At 39.2% G+C, this 13778-nt stretch carries 21 protein-coding genes; 3 read left to right on the top strand and 18 right to left on the bottom strand.

The window, feature by feature from the left end; genetic code table 11:
• Positions 1 to 6: 6 nt before the first annotated feature.
• The 18 genes from FFM57_RS04735 to FFM57_RS04655 all read right to left on the bottom strand — a co-directional run bounded on the left by FFM57_RS04735 (position 7) and on the right by FFM57_RS04655 (position 10625).
• Positions 7 to 315 carry a helix-turn-helix domain-containing protein gene (locus FFM57_RS04735; protein WP_137599375.1) on the bottom strand — a complete coding sequence of 103 codons (309 nt, stop codon included), beginning with the start codon at positions 313 to 315 and terminating at the stop codon, positions 7 to 9.
• 254 nt (positions 316 to 569) lie between these two features.
• Positions 570 to 977 (bottom strand): DUF722 domain-containing protein, encoded by a 408-nt coding sequence (locus FFM57_RS04730; protein WP_137599374.1) that lies wholly within the window; start codon positions 975 to 977, stop codon positions 570 to 572.
• Positions 978 to 982: 5 nt separating this feature from the next.
• On the bottom strand, positions 983 to 1156 hold the full coding sequence (locus tag FFM57_RS09850; RefSeq protein WP_170999895.1) for a hypothetical protein: 174 nt from the start codon (positions 1154 to 1156) through the stop codon (positions 983 to 985).
• Between the two features lie 452 nt (positions 1157 to 1608).
• Positions 1609 to 2058, bottom strand: coding sequence for a YopX family phage-derived protein (locus FFM57_RS04725; protein ID WP_137599373.1), 450 nt, complete (start codon positions 2056 to 2058; stop codon positions 1609 to 1611).
• A gap of 62 nt (positions 2059 to 2120) precedes the next feature.
• A complete protein-coding gene (locus FFM57_RS04720; RefSeq protein ID WP_137599372.1) occupies positions 2121 to 2642 on the bottom strand; it encodes a DUF1642 domain-containing protein in 522 nt (173 codons plus the stop codon).
• Positions 2643 to 2659: 17 nt separating this feature from the next.
• Positions 2660 to 2956 carry a hypothetical protein gene (locus FFM57_RS04715; RefSeq protein ID WP_137599371.1) on the bottom strand — a complete coding sequence of 99 codons (297 nt, stop codon included), beginning with the start codon at positions 2954 to 2956 and terminating at the stop codon, positions 2660 to 2662.
• Positions 2940 to 3407: a hypothetical protein gene (locus FFM57_RS04710; RefSeq protein WP_137599370.1), complete on the bottom strand. Its 468-nt coding sequence runs from the start codon at positions 3405 to 3407 to the stop codon at positions 2940 to 2942. The genes FFM57_RS04715 and FFM57_RS04710 overlap by 17 nt, the downstream gene beginning before the upstream one ends.
• Positions 3408 to 3626: 219 nt before the next feature.
• Positions 3627 to 4076: a crossover junction endodeoxyribonuclease RuvC gene (locus tag FFM57_RS04705; protein ID WP_170999894.1), complete on the bottom strand. Its 450-nt coding sequence runs from the start codon at positions 4074 to 4076 to the stop codon at positions 3627 to 3629.
• Positions 4073 to 5554 carry an ATP-dependent DNA helicase gene (locus FFM57_RS04700; RefSeq protein ID WP_137599368.1) on the bottom strand — a complete coding sequence of 494 codons (1482 nt, stop codon included), beginning with the start codon at positions 5552 to 5554 and terminating at the stop codon, positions 4073 to 4075. Before FFM57_RS04700 ends, FFM57_RS04705 begins: the two co-directional genes overlap by 4 nt.
• Entirely contained in the window at positions 5551 to 7383 is a 1833-nt protein-coding gene (locus FFM57_RS04695; RefSeq protein WP_137599367.1) for a hypothetical protein, read from the bottom strand. Before FFM57_RS04695 ends, FFM57_RS04700 begins: the two co-directional genes overlap by 4 nt.
• A 390-nt stretch (positions 7384 to 7773) precedes the next feature.
• On the bottom strand, positions 7774 to 8268 hold the full coding sequence (locus FFM57_RS04690; RefSeq protein ID WP_137599366.1) for a hypothetical protein: 495 nt from the start codon (positions 8266 to 8268) through the stop codon (positions 7774 to 7776).
• A 15-nt stretch (positions 8269 to 8283) separates the two neighbouring features.
• A complete protein-coding gene (locus FFM57_RS04685; protein ID WP_137599365.1) occupies positions 8284 to 8967 on the bottom strand; it encodes an AAA family ATPase in 684 nt (227 codons plus the stop codon).
• A gap of 15 nt (positions 8968 to 8982) precedes the next feature.
• Positions 8983 to 9459, bottom strand: coding sequence for a siphovirus Gp157 family protein (locus FFM57_RS04680; RefSeq protein ID WP_137599364.1), 477 nt, complete (start codon positions 9457 to 9459; stop codon positions 8983 to 8985).
• Entirely contained in the window at positions 9456 to 9689 is a 234-nt protein-coding gene (locus FFM57_RS04675; protein ID WP_137599363.1) for a hypothetical protein, read from the bottom strand. Before FFM57_RS04675 ends, FFM57_RS04680 begins: the two co-directional genes overlap by 4 nt.
• Before the next feature lie 53 nt (positions 9690 to 9742).
• A complete protein-coding gene (locus FFM57_RS04670) occupies positions 9743 to 9928 on the bottom strand; it encodes a hypothetical protein (RefSeq protein WP_137599362.1) in 186 nt (61 codons plus the stop codon).
• Positions 9925 to 10110, bottom strand: coding sequence for a hypothetical protein (locus tag FFM57_RS04665; protein ID WP_137599361.1), 186 nt, complete (start codon positions 10108 to 10110; stop codon positions 9925 to 9927). Before FFM57_RS04665 ends, FFM57_RS04670 begins: the two co-directional genes overlap by 4 nt.
• 60 nt (positions 10111 to 10170) lie before the next feature.
• The gene (locus FFM57_RS04660) at positions 10171 to 10383 is read right to left on the bottom strand and encodes a helix-turn-helix domain-containing protein (protein ID WP_137599360.1); all 213 of its coding nucleotides are present in this window, start codon (positions 10381 to 10383) and stop codon (positions 10171 to 10173) included.
• Positions 10384 to 10433: 50 nt separating this feature from the next.
• Positions 10434 to 10625 (bottom strand): helix-turn-helix domain-containing protein, encoded by a 192-nt coding sequence (locus FFM57_RS04655; protein WP_137599359.1) that lies wholly within the window; start codon positions 10623 to 10625, stop codon positions 10434 to 10436.
• Between the two features lie 150 nt (positions 10626 to 10775).
• Here FFM57_RS04655 and FFM57_RS04650 point away from each other — a divergent pair, with 150 nt between their 5' ends.
• From FFM57_RS04650 to FFM57_RS04640, 3 genes are all read left to right on the top strand, one after another.
• Positions 10776 to 11414 (top strand): LexA family protein, encoded by a 639-nt coding sequence (locus FFM57_RS04650; RefSeq protein WP_170999893.1) that lies wholly within the window; start codon positions 10776 to 10778, stop codon positions 11412 to 11414.
• A gap of 61 nt (positions 11415 to 11475) precedes the next feature.
• The gene (locus FFM57_RS04645) at positions 11476 to 12354 is read left to right on the top strand and encodes a hypothetical protein (RefSeq protein ID WP_137599358.1); all 879 of its coding nucleotides are present in this window, start codon (positions 11476 to 11478) and stop codon (positions 12352 to 12354) included.
• A 130-nt stretch (positions 12355 to 12484) separates the two neighbouring features.
• Positions 12485 to 13618, top strand: a complete 1134-nt coding sequence (locus FFM57_RS04640) for a tyrosine-type recombinase/integrase (RefSeq protein WP_170999892.1) — start codon at positions 12485 to 12487, stop codon at positions 13616 to 13618.
• Positions 13619 to 13778: the final 160 nt, after the last annotated feature.

Below are 13778 nucleotides of genomic sequence, written 5' to 3'. Positions count from 1 at the left end.
CTTGTCTCAGATGCTCACTTGATTAATTAAAGCCAACATAGCATCTCTTTCTTCTTCCGTCATAGTAGTTGATGATTCTAAAATTTTTTGTGCTATTTCAATTGCTTTATTGGTTTCAGCATCTTGTGTTAAGAGTTGCATTGTTGGAACATTGAGTTTTTTTGCAATCTTATTAATAGTATCTATGCTTAAATTTCTTTTATCGCTTTCAAGTTCACTCATATATGAATTTGATATTTCTAAAATCTTTGCAAATTCTTTTTGAGTTAGATTCCTTTTTTTTCTTATGGATTTAATATTTTGACCTATTGACATTAATTAAACACCTCCAAAATAAAAAGCCACCGCATTAAGCAGTAGCTCACTGTATGATTGTGCCGCCAGCCAATTTCCGTTAGCAAGCTAATCCGCCCGTGAGGATTGCACTCACTGCTCGGCGTGGGACCGATGGCGGACAGATAGCATAATGGCAAAGTAGGTATGATTGTATGTGTGGTCTTTCCATTTGCTATCCGATAGTATCATAATAAAACGTTTTAAAGCACCGTGCGTCCGAATTTAGTCCGAATTTAAAGTAATTTATCTAGCTCCTCGAAAAACTTATCTCGTAAATCGAACGCTTTACTTCTTCCGCAAGAAATCAGTCGCTTTTCCACCAATCCTTGCATCTTATATCGCGGAAAGCGTCTTATATACAGCTCCCGAATAATCGTCTCAGCGTCGTTTCCGCATTCGGCTAGCAACTCATCCACTGCTTGCTTATTGCGTTTAATCTGATTTAATGCCTTGCAGCTTTCAATCGTCCATAACGTGTCGAACATGGCATCTGGCTGCTTGCCTGAGCCTTTAATACCAGAATTATTATCAGTTTCTCGATATGGCACTCTAATAGATTCCTCTAGTTTTTCAATTTCGCGTTGTGCATTAGGATAATCCTTCAACACTTTTTTACAACGCTCAAACCGCCATTTATCCAATCCGACTAATCCCCCTCGATAAACTTAATAATCGTACCGCCTGTAATATTTTTTAAATGTTCAGCTTGTTCTTTGCGGAAAATAGGCGTGGCATACTTATCTTCTTCCACAAGCTTATATCCGTTAGCGCCATCGTGGCTTAGGAATAGCGTGCCACATTTAATTTTGTAGTAGGTCAATTATTTCCCACCTTTCGCTGACCGTTCTCCAATCAAGAACCCCAACATTAATGTCATGACCCAAAATAATATGCCTAATACTATGACCACAAAAATGCTCATTTCTTCTCACTCCCTTTCGCCGTACCATTATTCACGGCTTTCTCCTGCATCCGCCGTTTTTTCTTTTTGATTTTGGATTTAGTTTTGCCCATTAGGTGCCTCCTGAAATGTAGTAGCGGTAGAGGGAGCTGTTTAATTCCATTGGATTGGAGCGTCAATCTCAACTAACTTCCCACCATATCTTTTTATTATCTCGTCCGCGTTTTCTTTTTGGTACCATGTCGCTCCGCTCTTAAACTCTACTAGCGTTAACTTAGACGGATGTTTGTCTGTTTTTCTATCAACCGACAGGAGATAGTGCCTACCGTATTTAATTAGATAGTGCTTCATATTTTCACTCCAATGTTTGATTAATAATCGGGGTCATCTGTCTCTGTACAAAACCGGTCGTTTTCCAACAATTCTGGTGTCTCATAGATATTTCCGGTCAACGTTACTTGCTTTCTGTTGCCATAAAGTTCCGTCTCATATATCCCTTTACCTCTCAAACGATAGGCTCCATTAGGCTGTTGGAAAACCTCTGCATAGTTGTGCCAATAGGTATCGGCATAGTTTATTGACTTGCTGGTCAAAATGACGATATCACCAACATAAATCTCCACGCCATTTTTGTCTTTCAGGCCGGTGGATTGCATGAGTTGGTATTCGCATCCTTGCAATACAACGGTAAACCACTCGTTGTATTCGTGTCCTCTGGGCGGGCAATGCGCTATCAGATTGTTTTCTTCCCAAATCAATGCTTTAATTTCTCGCATTACTTCTGCTTTTTTATCCCAAGCTCTAAACTTAGTTTTCCCCATGGTTTCCCTCCTCCAACTCTTTCCAAAATGGAAAATGTTCAACCGATTGTAATTCCATACGGTTATTCCTCCACTGGTACAGCAAATTGCCAGTAACGCTCGCTTTTGGCTTTGATTTCCTTTTCAGTGAATTTGTGCTTAATTGTGCAATCGCTATCCATATTCTCCATAGATTCCACCCAAAACTCATCATCCGCTTGAAATAAAATACAATCGCCAGCAAATCGCACATAATACAACTGCTCTTGCTCCACCGTGTGCCCATCTAAAATGGCTCGTGTGGCAAGTTTTTTGTTGTCATGTAACCAATTATCTTGTTTATTTGTAAAACGGTCATTATTATAATCAGTCCATAAATTATAAACCATTTCACCTTTTGTGAAATAACCGTAATCCCTCTCAATCCAATCCGCAAACCACTGTGGCACGACTACTTCTGGTGCTTTGGGTTCGTCTAGTTCTTTAACAACCAAATCTCTTATAGCTTCATACGCAATAAACCTCCCGTGGTCTACTGGGTCTTTCATATGGCGATTTTCTTCTGCTAAAGCCGTCAATTTATCGGCTAATTTCCATTTATTCATTCCGATTCCTCCTTTAATCAAACCAGCGCCGCCTTAACCTTATCCCGCACGCTCTTCTCACCCTCACGATACCCGCGCTGATACTCCGTTTCCGGGACTTCTGATTCTAGCAAGATGCTAATTTCCGATAAATCAATATCTAGCGCTTCCGCTATCCGTACTAATTTTCTAATTGTCGGATTATATACACCATCGCGCATAGCACCAAAGCTTCCCTGCATCTCAATCCGCAAGTCGTCTATCTTATCGTGTGTCTTGGCATACCACATGATGTTGCGACAAACATTCTCGATGGTGTTATCTTCCCGTTGCATCTTTACGCCCCCTCTTACCCTCTAATTTATACAATCTTCGTGCGGCCTTGATGTGCCCTGGTGTGTAGCCCTGTTCCAGTATCCGTTTATCAGTCAGCCCTTGACGGATAAGACTAGCTACCTCTACCGCGGCTTTAGCATAATTTCGGCTATGCTTATTTTTGCGCTCTTGCGTCCAGCCTTGTTGATTGCAGTACATGCACACCCTAGTACGGTTTATCCCGTATCGCTCGCTAATCTCCGCTTGATTGATTTCTTCAGCAATATATTTCCGTCTGATGTCGTCTAGCACGTCCTCCGGCAAGTCCATCGTCACTAAAGTTTTTTGACTCACATCAAGTTTATCGGCATTACCACCAAATAATTTTACGGATAATTGGTGGTCGCCACGATCAAATGCATCTAGTGCTAATTTACGTCTTGTCGCTCGTATTTGTCGCTGTGTTGACACTATCTATGCCCCCTTATGTCTACAAATCCATGCTTGACGGTCACGCCATGCCGGAATTTGCATTTGTATCCTTGATTTTCGTAATAGTTTCGTTTTTCCTGTGCTTCTAAAACGTTGGCTGTCTGCCACGCTTGCCTTGTATCACTGGTTAGGCTTCCGTCTGGTTTGACGTAGAGCCAGCAGTGAGTTTTTATTAGGAGTTTGTACATGTTAGCCTCCTTAAGCACAGAATGCTTTAGCAAACAGAATAGCCTCGCATTCGTCTTCTGATGGTTCAAGATCATACAATTCTTTTACAAGGTCAATGGCTTCTTGTTTGACGAGTTCACGCTTTTTATTTTTAATACCAACACGTTTGCGCCATTCAGCAGCCTTAACAACATTTACAAAATAGCCTTTTTCCTCTAAACAGATTTCTAATGTTCCTTCAAGTTTTGCGAGGATTTCATAAACTTTTGGATTTCGTTGAATTTGTATGCCCTCGATAAACACAAAACCTACTTCAAATTTTTTGCATAAGGTCATACACTTTTTGATTGTGATTCTGATTCGTTCGTTCGTGGTGCCAATTGGGTGGATAGCCCCGTAAGCTACTATTTTTGAGCTATCCATTTCCATCACGCACCAACCCGTTGCTGTTGTGGACTGGTCAAATGCGATTAAATTCATAAGTGTCTCCATTCACGTTCTGCTTTGTATTCTGTTTTTAATTCGTCGCCAATAATGATGAGTTTCTTTTTGGCTCTTGTTACCGCCACATAAGCTAAGTTTTTAGTATCTAAAGCACTAGGCTGATAGGCTACCACTTCCCACTCGCTACCTTGTGACTTGTGAATGGTCAAGCCGTAAGCTAAATCGAAGTTTCCTTCTAAGTCCTTTTGATTTCTAAAGCTTACAATTAAAGAGCTATTTTTCTTTTGTGCCTGCGTTGGACTAATCATTTTAAAAATTTGACCGTTATAGAAATGTCGTTCACGATTGTTTGTTTTTGCAATGATCACGTCTCCCACGCTTATTTTTGGTGATAAAGTGGGCTGTCCATTTTTGATACGTTGCTCTTCATTGATGCGTCCAACGTTTGCGTTGGTGAAAGTTAAAGCGACTTCCGCACCTTTTTTAAAGGCTTGCTCAGATGTTGCTACCACTTCTATATTGGGCATATTCATATTTGCGTTTTGTGGAATCCCTAGAATCTCTCTGCCTAATGCAATGATGTCTGCAGCGTCTGACCGTTTATTATCTTTAAGTTCAGCAATCGGAAAAAGTTCTTGGATTTTTTCAAATGGCCGGCCATACTCAACCGGTGGGATTTGATTTTTGTCGCCAACAAATATAAGTTGCTGATTTTCGTAGTATTCTAAAAGCTTAGCCAGTAAAGGCGTGGATAACATGCCGCTTTCGTCAATTACAATGCAATCGCAGTCGCTAGGGTTATGAACAAAGCTATGAATAGTTCGGACGGTGGTAGAAACATTTTCTTGGTTTAGCTTGTCTTGTAATGCCTCCCTCGCCTTGTGCGTAGGTGCTAGGACTACTACTTTTTTGTTATTGTTCTTTAACTGGTGAACAATTGAAGCTGTCACAAAACTTTTACCTGTACCAGCTCCACCAATCAAACATGAAATTTGACTGGTAAGGCATAATTCTAAGGCTGCAAATTGTTCTTTACTTTTTTTAAGTTCATAAGGTACAGAATTTTCGTAGACTACATTGAATATTTTTTTATTTCGTGGCAATTGTTTTAAACGTTTTGCGACATACAATGTTTTTTCAGTCGTTAAGATATGTGGGTCTTTGTATAACACCACGCCAGTATCTTTTAAATCTGCGGGATCATAAAATTCTGAAATATAGTCTGTTCGGTATTTTTGCATTTGTGTTGTAACATCAAAATAAATACGCGCTTGCCGTTCCTGGTCTTCTGTGTAAGGAATGTTGTAACGTCTGATATTTTCAAAGGCTCGTTTGTAGGCAAATCCGTCAAGTTCCATCAACACTTTGAAAGGATTGCTAGTAAAAAGCAGCTTGGTAAAAAAATCTAAAGCATTGTAATTTTCAGCTCGCCCGTCATACATTCCTTTGTTTTTTACAAAAGAATAAGTATAGGTTCGCTCTACGTTTGCGGTTAGAGCTTTTGTAAAGTTCATCGATAAATCACTTCCACTTCTTTTTCTGGCAAGCCATCAGTCAAAGCTTGCTGTTTAGTTATTTCAATAAGTTCTAAAGCTTCGGCGTGCCAAATTTCCATTTCCGGCTTGTTTAATGTATCTCTTAAATACATGTAGACTTGTCTGTAAGTCTCGTTTCTTCTTCCTTCTTCCACCCCGCCATTTAATACTTTTCGCAACAGTTCGGCTTGCGGATGGTTAAAATCAGCTAAAGATTTTTTGCTAGTAGAGGTAAACGGTACGACATTTTTACTTTGAGAAAAATCAATTTCTTCTTGTACAAATTGGTCAATGCTGACCAATGAACCAGTCAAAACAGACACATCTTTGCCGGCTAATGGATAGCCCATTAATTGTGATACTTTTTTACTTGCTTCATCAATTTCAAGCATTAACACTTCTGCCACACCAGCAACTACTTGCTTGTACTGTTTCTTACTCATTTCGCCGTCTGCCATCATGACAATGCGCCATCGATTGGAATTGTCGTAGTAATGTTTTGCAGTGGGATAAACTAAAGCAAAAAGTCCTTGTGTTTCAATTCGGCTTTCAATTTGTGCTCGATTGTAATCACCATCATCTACATCAATGGAAATAAGTCTGCGTCCACCAAGGTAGTTTTCGTCTTTACGTTCGTCATTTTTATAATTTCCATCTAAGAAGTAAACGAGATTATTTTTCTTAATTGCTTTATATTCCTGCTCGGTTGTGGCCCCTTCTAATAATTCAATGCCATTTACTTTTTCGCTTTCAATATCATCAATGTCATTTAAAAATGTTTGCAGTGTAATGACAGATGAGCTAAGTTGGTTTCCTGTATAACCAATTCGGATATTAAATGGAATTTCAATAGATAGAATTTTTTGAAGCTTGGTTTCTTGTTCGGCGATTATACGCTGTTCGGCTTGTTCTTCCATCTCTATTTGTTCAGCAAATATTTCGTCCTCGTCTTTGTAAGTAAATCCGGTGAAGTTAAAGGCATGTTCTGGAATGATAATCCAGCGTGCATTTTCTTTACCTATTTTTTTATTAGACGAAAGCTGATAAATACCTAATTCAGGCATTTCTTTAATTTGTGTCGCTAAGTTTTGAGAACCTGCAATGCGTTTAAACTCTGCTGGTTTTATTGCCCAGTCGTCGTCAATTTTTAACTGGACTACTTGGCTTAATTGGGTGAGTACGTTGATTACTTCTGCCTCTGTAGAAACGTCCATCTGATATAAGGCAAACATCATCTTTTCTGCTTCGTCCACATTTTCTATTTCTTTGATAATTTCCTTTGGATCAGCATTGCGATTTCTAATTTGTACAAAGCCGATGTCATTTTGGTATCTAAAACGATGCCCTTCATATTGGAGGTTTAAAGACTGGTCGTCTAGTACAACCACTGTCGGTTTATCCCAAACTTGTCTTTGTTTCCCGTCTCCTATAAACCGCTGAGCTGTTGCATAAACCATCATGCTTTCTTCAAAGGCATCTGCCACGTTTAGGTCTAACTTTTTAACGGTAAAGGATAGGTTTTTATTTACGCTGGTTGTATAATTAATTTTTTTGATGTAGATAACTTTCTTTTGGTGGGTTTCCATTAAAAATTGTTTTGTTAGGTTTAAAGTTGAAAAGGTCGCAATATCGTCTTTGTCAGCACCCATCGCTTGTATTAGTTCAAATGTGCGATTATATCCGCCGACTGCTAAAAACAATACTTTGTCTGTGTATGATTTAACGTATTTGCTTAGATTGTTGGAGTTTAGTCTGTTGTATACTTTTTTTAGGTTTTTTTGGGATTTATTAAATACGATTTCCCCCACTTGCTCATCAACTCCTTTCGTGGTACACTTGTCTTAAGTTAATAGGACATTTGAGATATCTTTACTTCATTTCTTGTAAAAAGTTACAGGAAATAGGGTAGAGATATTTTTTTATTATTAAATTTAAAACTCTATTTACTAGTTGTAACTTTGTAACTTTTTGCTAGAAACCCAGTAGCACCAAGGCTTTAAGCCAGTTACAGAAAAGTTATATAGTGGTTATAGTTACAGGATTTTTTCCGTTTTAGATTAAAATTTTCTCATTTTCGGTTATTTCTTGGTTTCTATAACCACTTTTGTAACTTTTTCCGATTCTGTAAAGCCTTGGCGCTCTAAGGGTTTAGCGTTTGTGGTTACAAGCCGTTTTTCTTGTAACCACGTTTGTAACCTTTAAAATGGTAAATCTTCGTCCTCTTCCATGGTCGGAATAGAATCTTCAAATTGTTCAAAATCATAATTTCTGTAAGGATAGTCTGGATTTTTTTTATTTGGTGAGATAGTCAAGTCCATTTTGAATTGTTGTCCAACACCTTTCGCTAAGGCTTCGGCTGCTGAATACTCGTCTTCCAAGTCTTTGTTTTTAAATTCAACACCAACCATTGCTGCAAGTTTAAGTAAAGTACGTCCGTTTTTTTCTAAAACAAAAGCAGGGATGCCTTCATCAAATGAAATGTAGATGACTTCCAAACGTCCTTTGTCTTTACCAGAAATAACTTCCAATGTAATTGCGATTTGATCTTGCTTCATATTGTTTTGACCAGCTTGCGCAGATTTCAAACGTACGCCATATTTGCCGGCATCTAATCGTTGGCTCTTATTAATTTTGTCGTTCTTTGCGTCGAATCCTTCATCCTTAATTGCTTTTAAAGTGTCTAATAATCCCATGTGTAATCTCTCCTTTTATTTTTGTAGCGTGGGAAGTAGTTCCATTTGTTCGATTGTTTCTATATTTCCAATGAGCTGGTCTTTCGCTCGTGTGGACTGGGTCGGTTGTAAAACGATGATTCTTTGTGTTCCTTGGTCTTCTTGGTTTCTTGTAATCACCAAGCGCCCAACGATTGGCACAATGCCCATGATGGCATCTAAATTGCGGATGTCTGGTTGAAACTGGGTGTAAACTCTGCCAGAATCCATCGTGACTTCTACTTTCTTTTCGTGGGCAAAAATCAAAACATTTTTTTCTAATTGTTTAAGACTTGCAACAAAGTCAAAGAGGATGCGGTCAATTACGCCATAGTCTCGCATTTCTGGCATTCCGCTTTTTGTGTCGGTCGCTCGTTCGTTCAGCCAATATTTTTGAAACGTGGATAAGTTATCAATGACAATGTTGTCGTAGCTTTCTTTGTGCTTAACTAAGAAACGGTAGAAGTCGCCTAAATCTTTGTTTGGCTCTTCTGAATCCATCACTTGAATAATGATGTCCTTTTGTTCGGCTAGTACGTGATACATACCATCAACAGATAGCAGCACCGTCTTGCCTTTTAACGACTTAACCATGGTAGTTTTGCCTTTGCCTGGTTCGGAATAAATAAGCGCTGTCCAATGGTCAAAACGTTTAATGTCTTCCGTTTTAATTAGTTTCATGATTCCACCACCTTTCTATCGAATACGAACGCCACGGGTCTGCTCCAATTCCGCACCAGGAATATCGCCATGCTGTAATTCTTCTTTTAAAGCTTTCTTGTCCAGTTTTGGTTCTTGCGGAATGTAGAAACCTTTCGGAATCAATCGTTCGTCTGTCACTTTCACACTGACTGGATTGTTTTGAAGCCAGACGGTAAACTTAGCGGATTTAATTTTATCCACATTGGACTCTTCCATGGCGTCTTGTAAGCTTTCTTGCATAATGCTGATACGTTTTTCAATGGATTGTTTCCGTTCCGTCAGCCGTTTAATCTCGTCCGACAATGCCTTGCTGTCCGCTTTAAACTGCTGAATGACACTTGCGTAGCCAATGGCTTTGTCCTCGATTGCATCCGTGATGGCGTCCAATGTATCGTGGAAGGCCGTTGGGTCTAAATCTTCCGCACGCTCTAATAAGGCCTGATAACTGGCTTTTAATTCGTATAGGTTCATTCAGAATCCTCCTTCAATAATTTAATGACCCATTCCAAAGCTTCAATAATTTCTGCCCGACTGAATTCTGCCGATTCTTCCAGCGCTTCAAACTTAATTGATAAATCGGTGTCGGCGCTGTCTTGATACACGGAGATGCGGTCTTTGTACGGATCAAAAATAATTTTGCCGGCTGGTTGAAAATCATCTACAATCTGCACACGGCCGAGTGTATCTTTAATCACTTGCATGTTATAATCACCTCATAATAGTTTTTTTCTGACTGACTAAGCTTGCCGGCGAGTCAGTCTTTTTTTATTGCTTTTTTCAGCCGTACAATTTCTTCAGCAAGAGCTGCGTTTTTCAATCGCAAAGCATTTTTTGCAAACCGTTCGTCTTCTTCACGCTTGCAAGCGCGCCATAGCGCCCAAGACAACCCGATAAAACCTAAAATCTGCAAAATTAGTCCGATGATGTCGTATTTGTTCATAGCCGCCGCCGCCGTTTCAAACGCGCTTCTTTCGGCGTTTCTGGCAAGGTGATGATTGCGCATAGGGTAATTAGTGACCCAAAAAATACTAGAATAGTTGCTTCCAGATTACGATTGCCCATCCACGCGACCAGCATTCCGACCAAAATCAGCGTAATTACTTTTAATTGATTTTTTTTCATGCATTAACCTCCAAATAAATCTTCTGGCTGTTTGCCAAGTCTTTTTTCATTAGATGTTTCCTAAACTTTAAATTTTTCCATCCAAGCGTCTAGATCTTTGACGTCGTACTTTGGCCAACTGCTTTCCGCAAAGATGATTTGTGGTAATCCCTGTTCAACCCACAAGTTTATCGTTCCTGGAGACGTGCCCGCGTAAGCCGCGGCTTGCTTTTGATTGAGGTAACGTGGCGGAACCCACGAGGAAAAAATTTTGCGTAGTTCTTTATCGTCCATGGTTATGCCTCCTTATTTCGTACTTAAAGTGCGGTATAGAGTAAAAAAAATTAAATTCTAATTCTGTCGGCGTCTACTTTTAGTACATATGCAATAGCAAAAATATGCATCGGTTTTACGGACACCTTTTTGTTTTCCCATTCACTTACCGCTTTTTCACTAACGCCAAGCTTCTGCGCTAGAGCTTCTTGTGTGATTCCTTTTTCTTCGCGCCATGCTGCGATTGATAATTGTTCCGGCATTTATCTCACCTCCATCCCTTGCCTGTGTCTATAATATACCGCACTTAAAGTACGCTGTCAACACTAAAAGTATTTATTTTCAACTTTTTTTACTTTACTTTTAGTAATGTATGCGGTATGATAGGTACATGAAAGGAGGAATATTATAGTATGAAAAATATGACTACCGCCCAGAAACAACGCCAAATATTAGCTGATAATTTAAATGAATTGCTGTTACAAAAAGGAAAAACTCAAGCGGACGTCATCAGGGATACCGGATTCGCTGAAGCTACCGTTAGAAGTTGGTTTAATGGAGATAAATATCCAAGGATTGACAAACTGCAAGCTTTAGCTGATTATTTTAACGTTTCCCGGTCAAGAATCACAGAAGAACGAACGGATAATTTACAACGAGTTACAAGCCTAACGAAAATCCCCATCCTTGGGGAGATAGCGTGTGGCGAGCCAATCACGGCAGAAGAAAACGTAGAGGGCTACATGGAGGAGATTACAGAGTTACTACCTACTGGCAATCTGTTTTATCTCAAAGCCAAGGGCGATTCCATGGCGCCCACTATCCCGAATGGTAGCTATGTCATGATACGACAACAGCCAGAAGTTGAGGATGGCGAAATCGCTGCTGTGTTAGTAAACGGCGATACGGAAATCACGTTAAAAAGAATTAAGCATCAAGGAAACATCGTAATGCTAATGCCTGATAATACGGAATTTAATCCGTACATTATCACACCAGACAATCCAGCAAGAATTGTTGGTAAGGCGGTTAAAATGTCTACACTGTTTTAAAAATATAAGCCTCGCCAATTTGACGGGGCTTTATATAAAAATATTAAGGAGATGTAAGAAAATGGGAAAGAAAAAAGAAGTAATGGGCGAAGATGGGAAAAATTATGTAATGAAGGAAAAGAAACCTTTCTACAAGAAAACATGGTTTTGGGTTTTAGCCGTTGTTGTCATTGTAATCGCTATCGGTTCTGGTGGCGAAGGAGATGAAAAAGCAGCATCTGAAAATGAAAAAACTGAGCAATCATCCGAAAAAGTTAAAGAATCATCCGAAAAAGTTGAATTAACCTTAGAAGTTCCTGCAGAAGTTGAAGTTGATAAAGAAGGAAATGCATCTATTTCTGGAACTGCAACTCCTGAAGCGAGAGTGTCTGTGGGCTTGGGAATCATTGGCGATTCCGTTGAAGCAGATAAAGATGGCAAGTTTACACTTAAATATGAACTTATAGGCGATGAAGAAGAAGAAATCACAATTAACGCATCACTTGATTCAGATACAAAAAATACAAAAGTAAAAGTTAAACCAAACTCAGAAGTAAAAGCAGCAAAAGAAGCGGCAGCAAAAGCTCAAGCTGAAGCCGACGCAAAAGCCGAAGCGGAGAAAAACGACCCTGCAACTTATAATACTGGGATTACTTATGATAATTTAGCTAGAACTCCTGATCAATACACAGGAAATAAAGTAACTTTCCAAGGAAAAGTAATCCAAGTTATGGAAGGCGATGGGTACACTCAATATCGACTTGCGGTAAACTCTGACTACGACACTATTGCTCTTGTCGAAATTGCTTCCGATAAATTGTCAACTCGTGTACTTGAAAATGATATTATCACTATTTATGGTGAATCAATGGGTAACATCACTTACGACTCAACGCTCGGTGGTAAAATTACTATTCCTGCCATCTCAGTAAACATGTTTAATATTGACGGTCAAGGATAATATTATTTTATAGCAAATAAAAAAGACACATCCCCTCCCGCCAAGAAGTTGGATGTGCCTAACACAAAATAAAACCTACAATAGGTCTATTTGTTATCCCTATTCTAGCACAAGACTAGGAGTGGTTACCATGGCAAGTTTTACAGAAATCATCGGAAAAGACGGAAAGAAAGCATATCGGGCGCAAATGTTTCTGGGAATTGACCCACTTACTGGTAAAAAAGTGAGAACCACCCGAACCGTCCGCACAAAAAAAGAAGGTAAGATTTTAGAATCCCAGTTGAAACTTGCTTTTGAAAATGGAAATTTAGAAGCAAAAAATAAACAATACACCTATCAAGAAATATATGATATGTGGATGCTCGAGTACGAGAAAACAGTTAAAGACAGCACACTATTAAAAACTGAAAGGTTGTTTGAAAACCACATTCTCCCTGTTTTATCTGACAAGCTTATTCAAAAAGTATCTCCGTTAGATATGCAAGCGAACCTCGATGCATGGAGCAAAAAAGTATCTAAGGCCGCAGAACTTGCTAATTATGCTGGCATGGTCTTTGACTACGCCCAACGGATGGAGTTGATTACTAATAACCCTGCGCGCTTGATAAAAAAGCCACCCAAACGATCTAAGCACACGGTAGACGAAGATTTTAATTATTATAATACGGACACGCTTAAATTATTCTTAAAAGCATTAGATGGTGCATCGCCAAAAGTTAAAGCCTACTTCCGTCTCCTAGCCTTTACTGGAATGCGTAAAGCAGAAGCCCAAGCGCTGAGGTGGATGGATGTCACATCCAAAACGATTAATATTGACAAGGCTGTTGTCCGTAATAAAAAAGGCTTGTATATTGGACCACCTAAAAATAATGCATCTATTAGACGTATATCCGTTGATAAAGAAACTTACGCAATCCTCAAAGATTGGAAAAAAGCACAATCTCCTGCTCAGGATAGTTACTTAATTTTTAGTGAAGATGGTAAGACATTGCAATCCATGGACACGTCAAGAGGATGGCTACTTAAGATACAAGATAAAATGGATGTGGAAGCTCAGAAAAAATTAAAGCGAATTACCATACATGGTTTCCGCCATACCCACGCATCCTTGTTATTTGAATCAGGCGCTACTATCAAGCAAGTACAGGACAGATTGGGTCATTCAGATGCACAGACTACCATGAACATTTATACACACGTCAGTCAATCATCAAGAGACAACACTGCGGAAAAGTTTGCAAATTATATAAAGGGCATTAATTAGGGCATTCAAACACGCTTAACCCTTGATGTATATAGCCCTTTTGCCACTCCCGCCATCTCCATCGTACTTTTCGTACATGGTAAAAGAGGCTGTGACATAAGTCTCAAAAAAATAAGTCTATGAAATGAATGTTAACGTTCATTTCATAGACTTTTTGTGT

The organism is Enterococcus nangangensis (assembly GCF_005405245.1).
Lineage (GTDB): Bacteria > Bacillota > Bacilli > Lactobacillales > Enterococcaceae > Enterococcus_J > Enterococcus_J nangangensis.
Note: the sequence above shows the minus strand (reverse complement) of the source record. Positions and strands in the feature narration are given on the sequence as shown.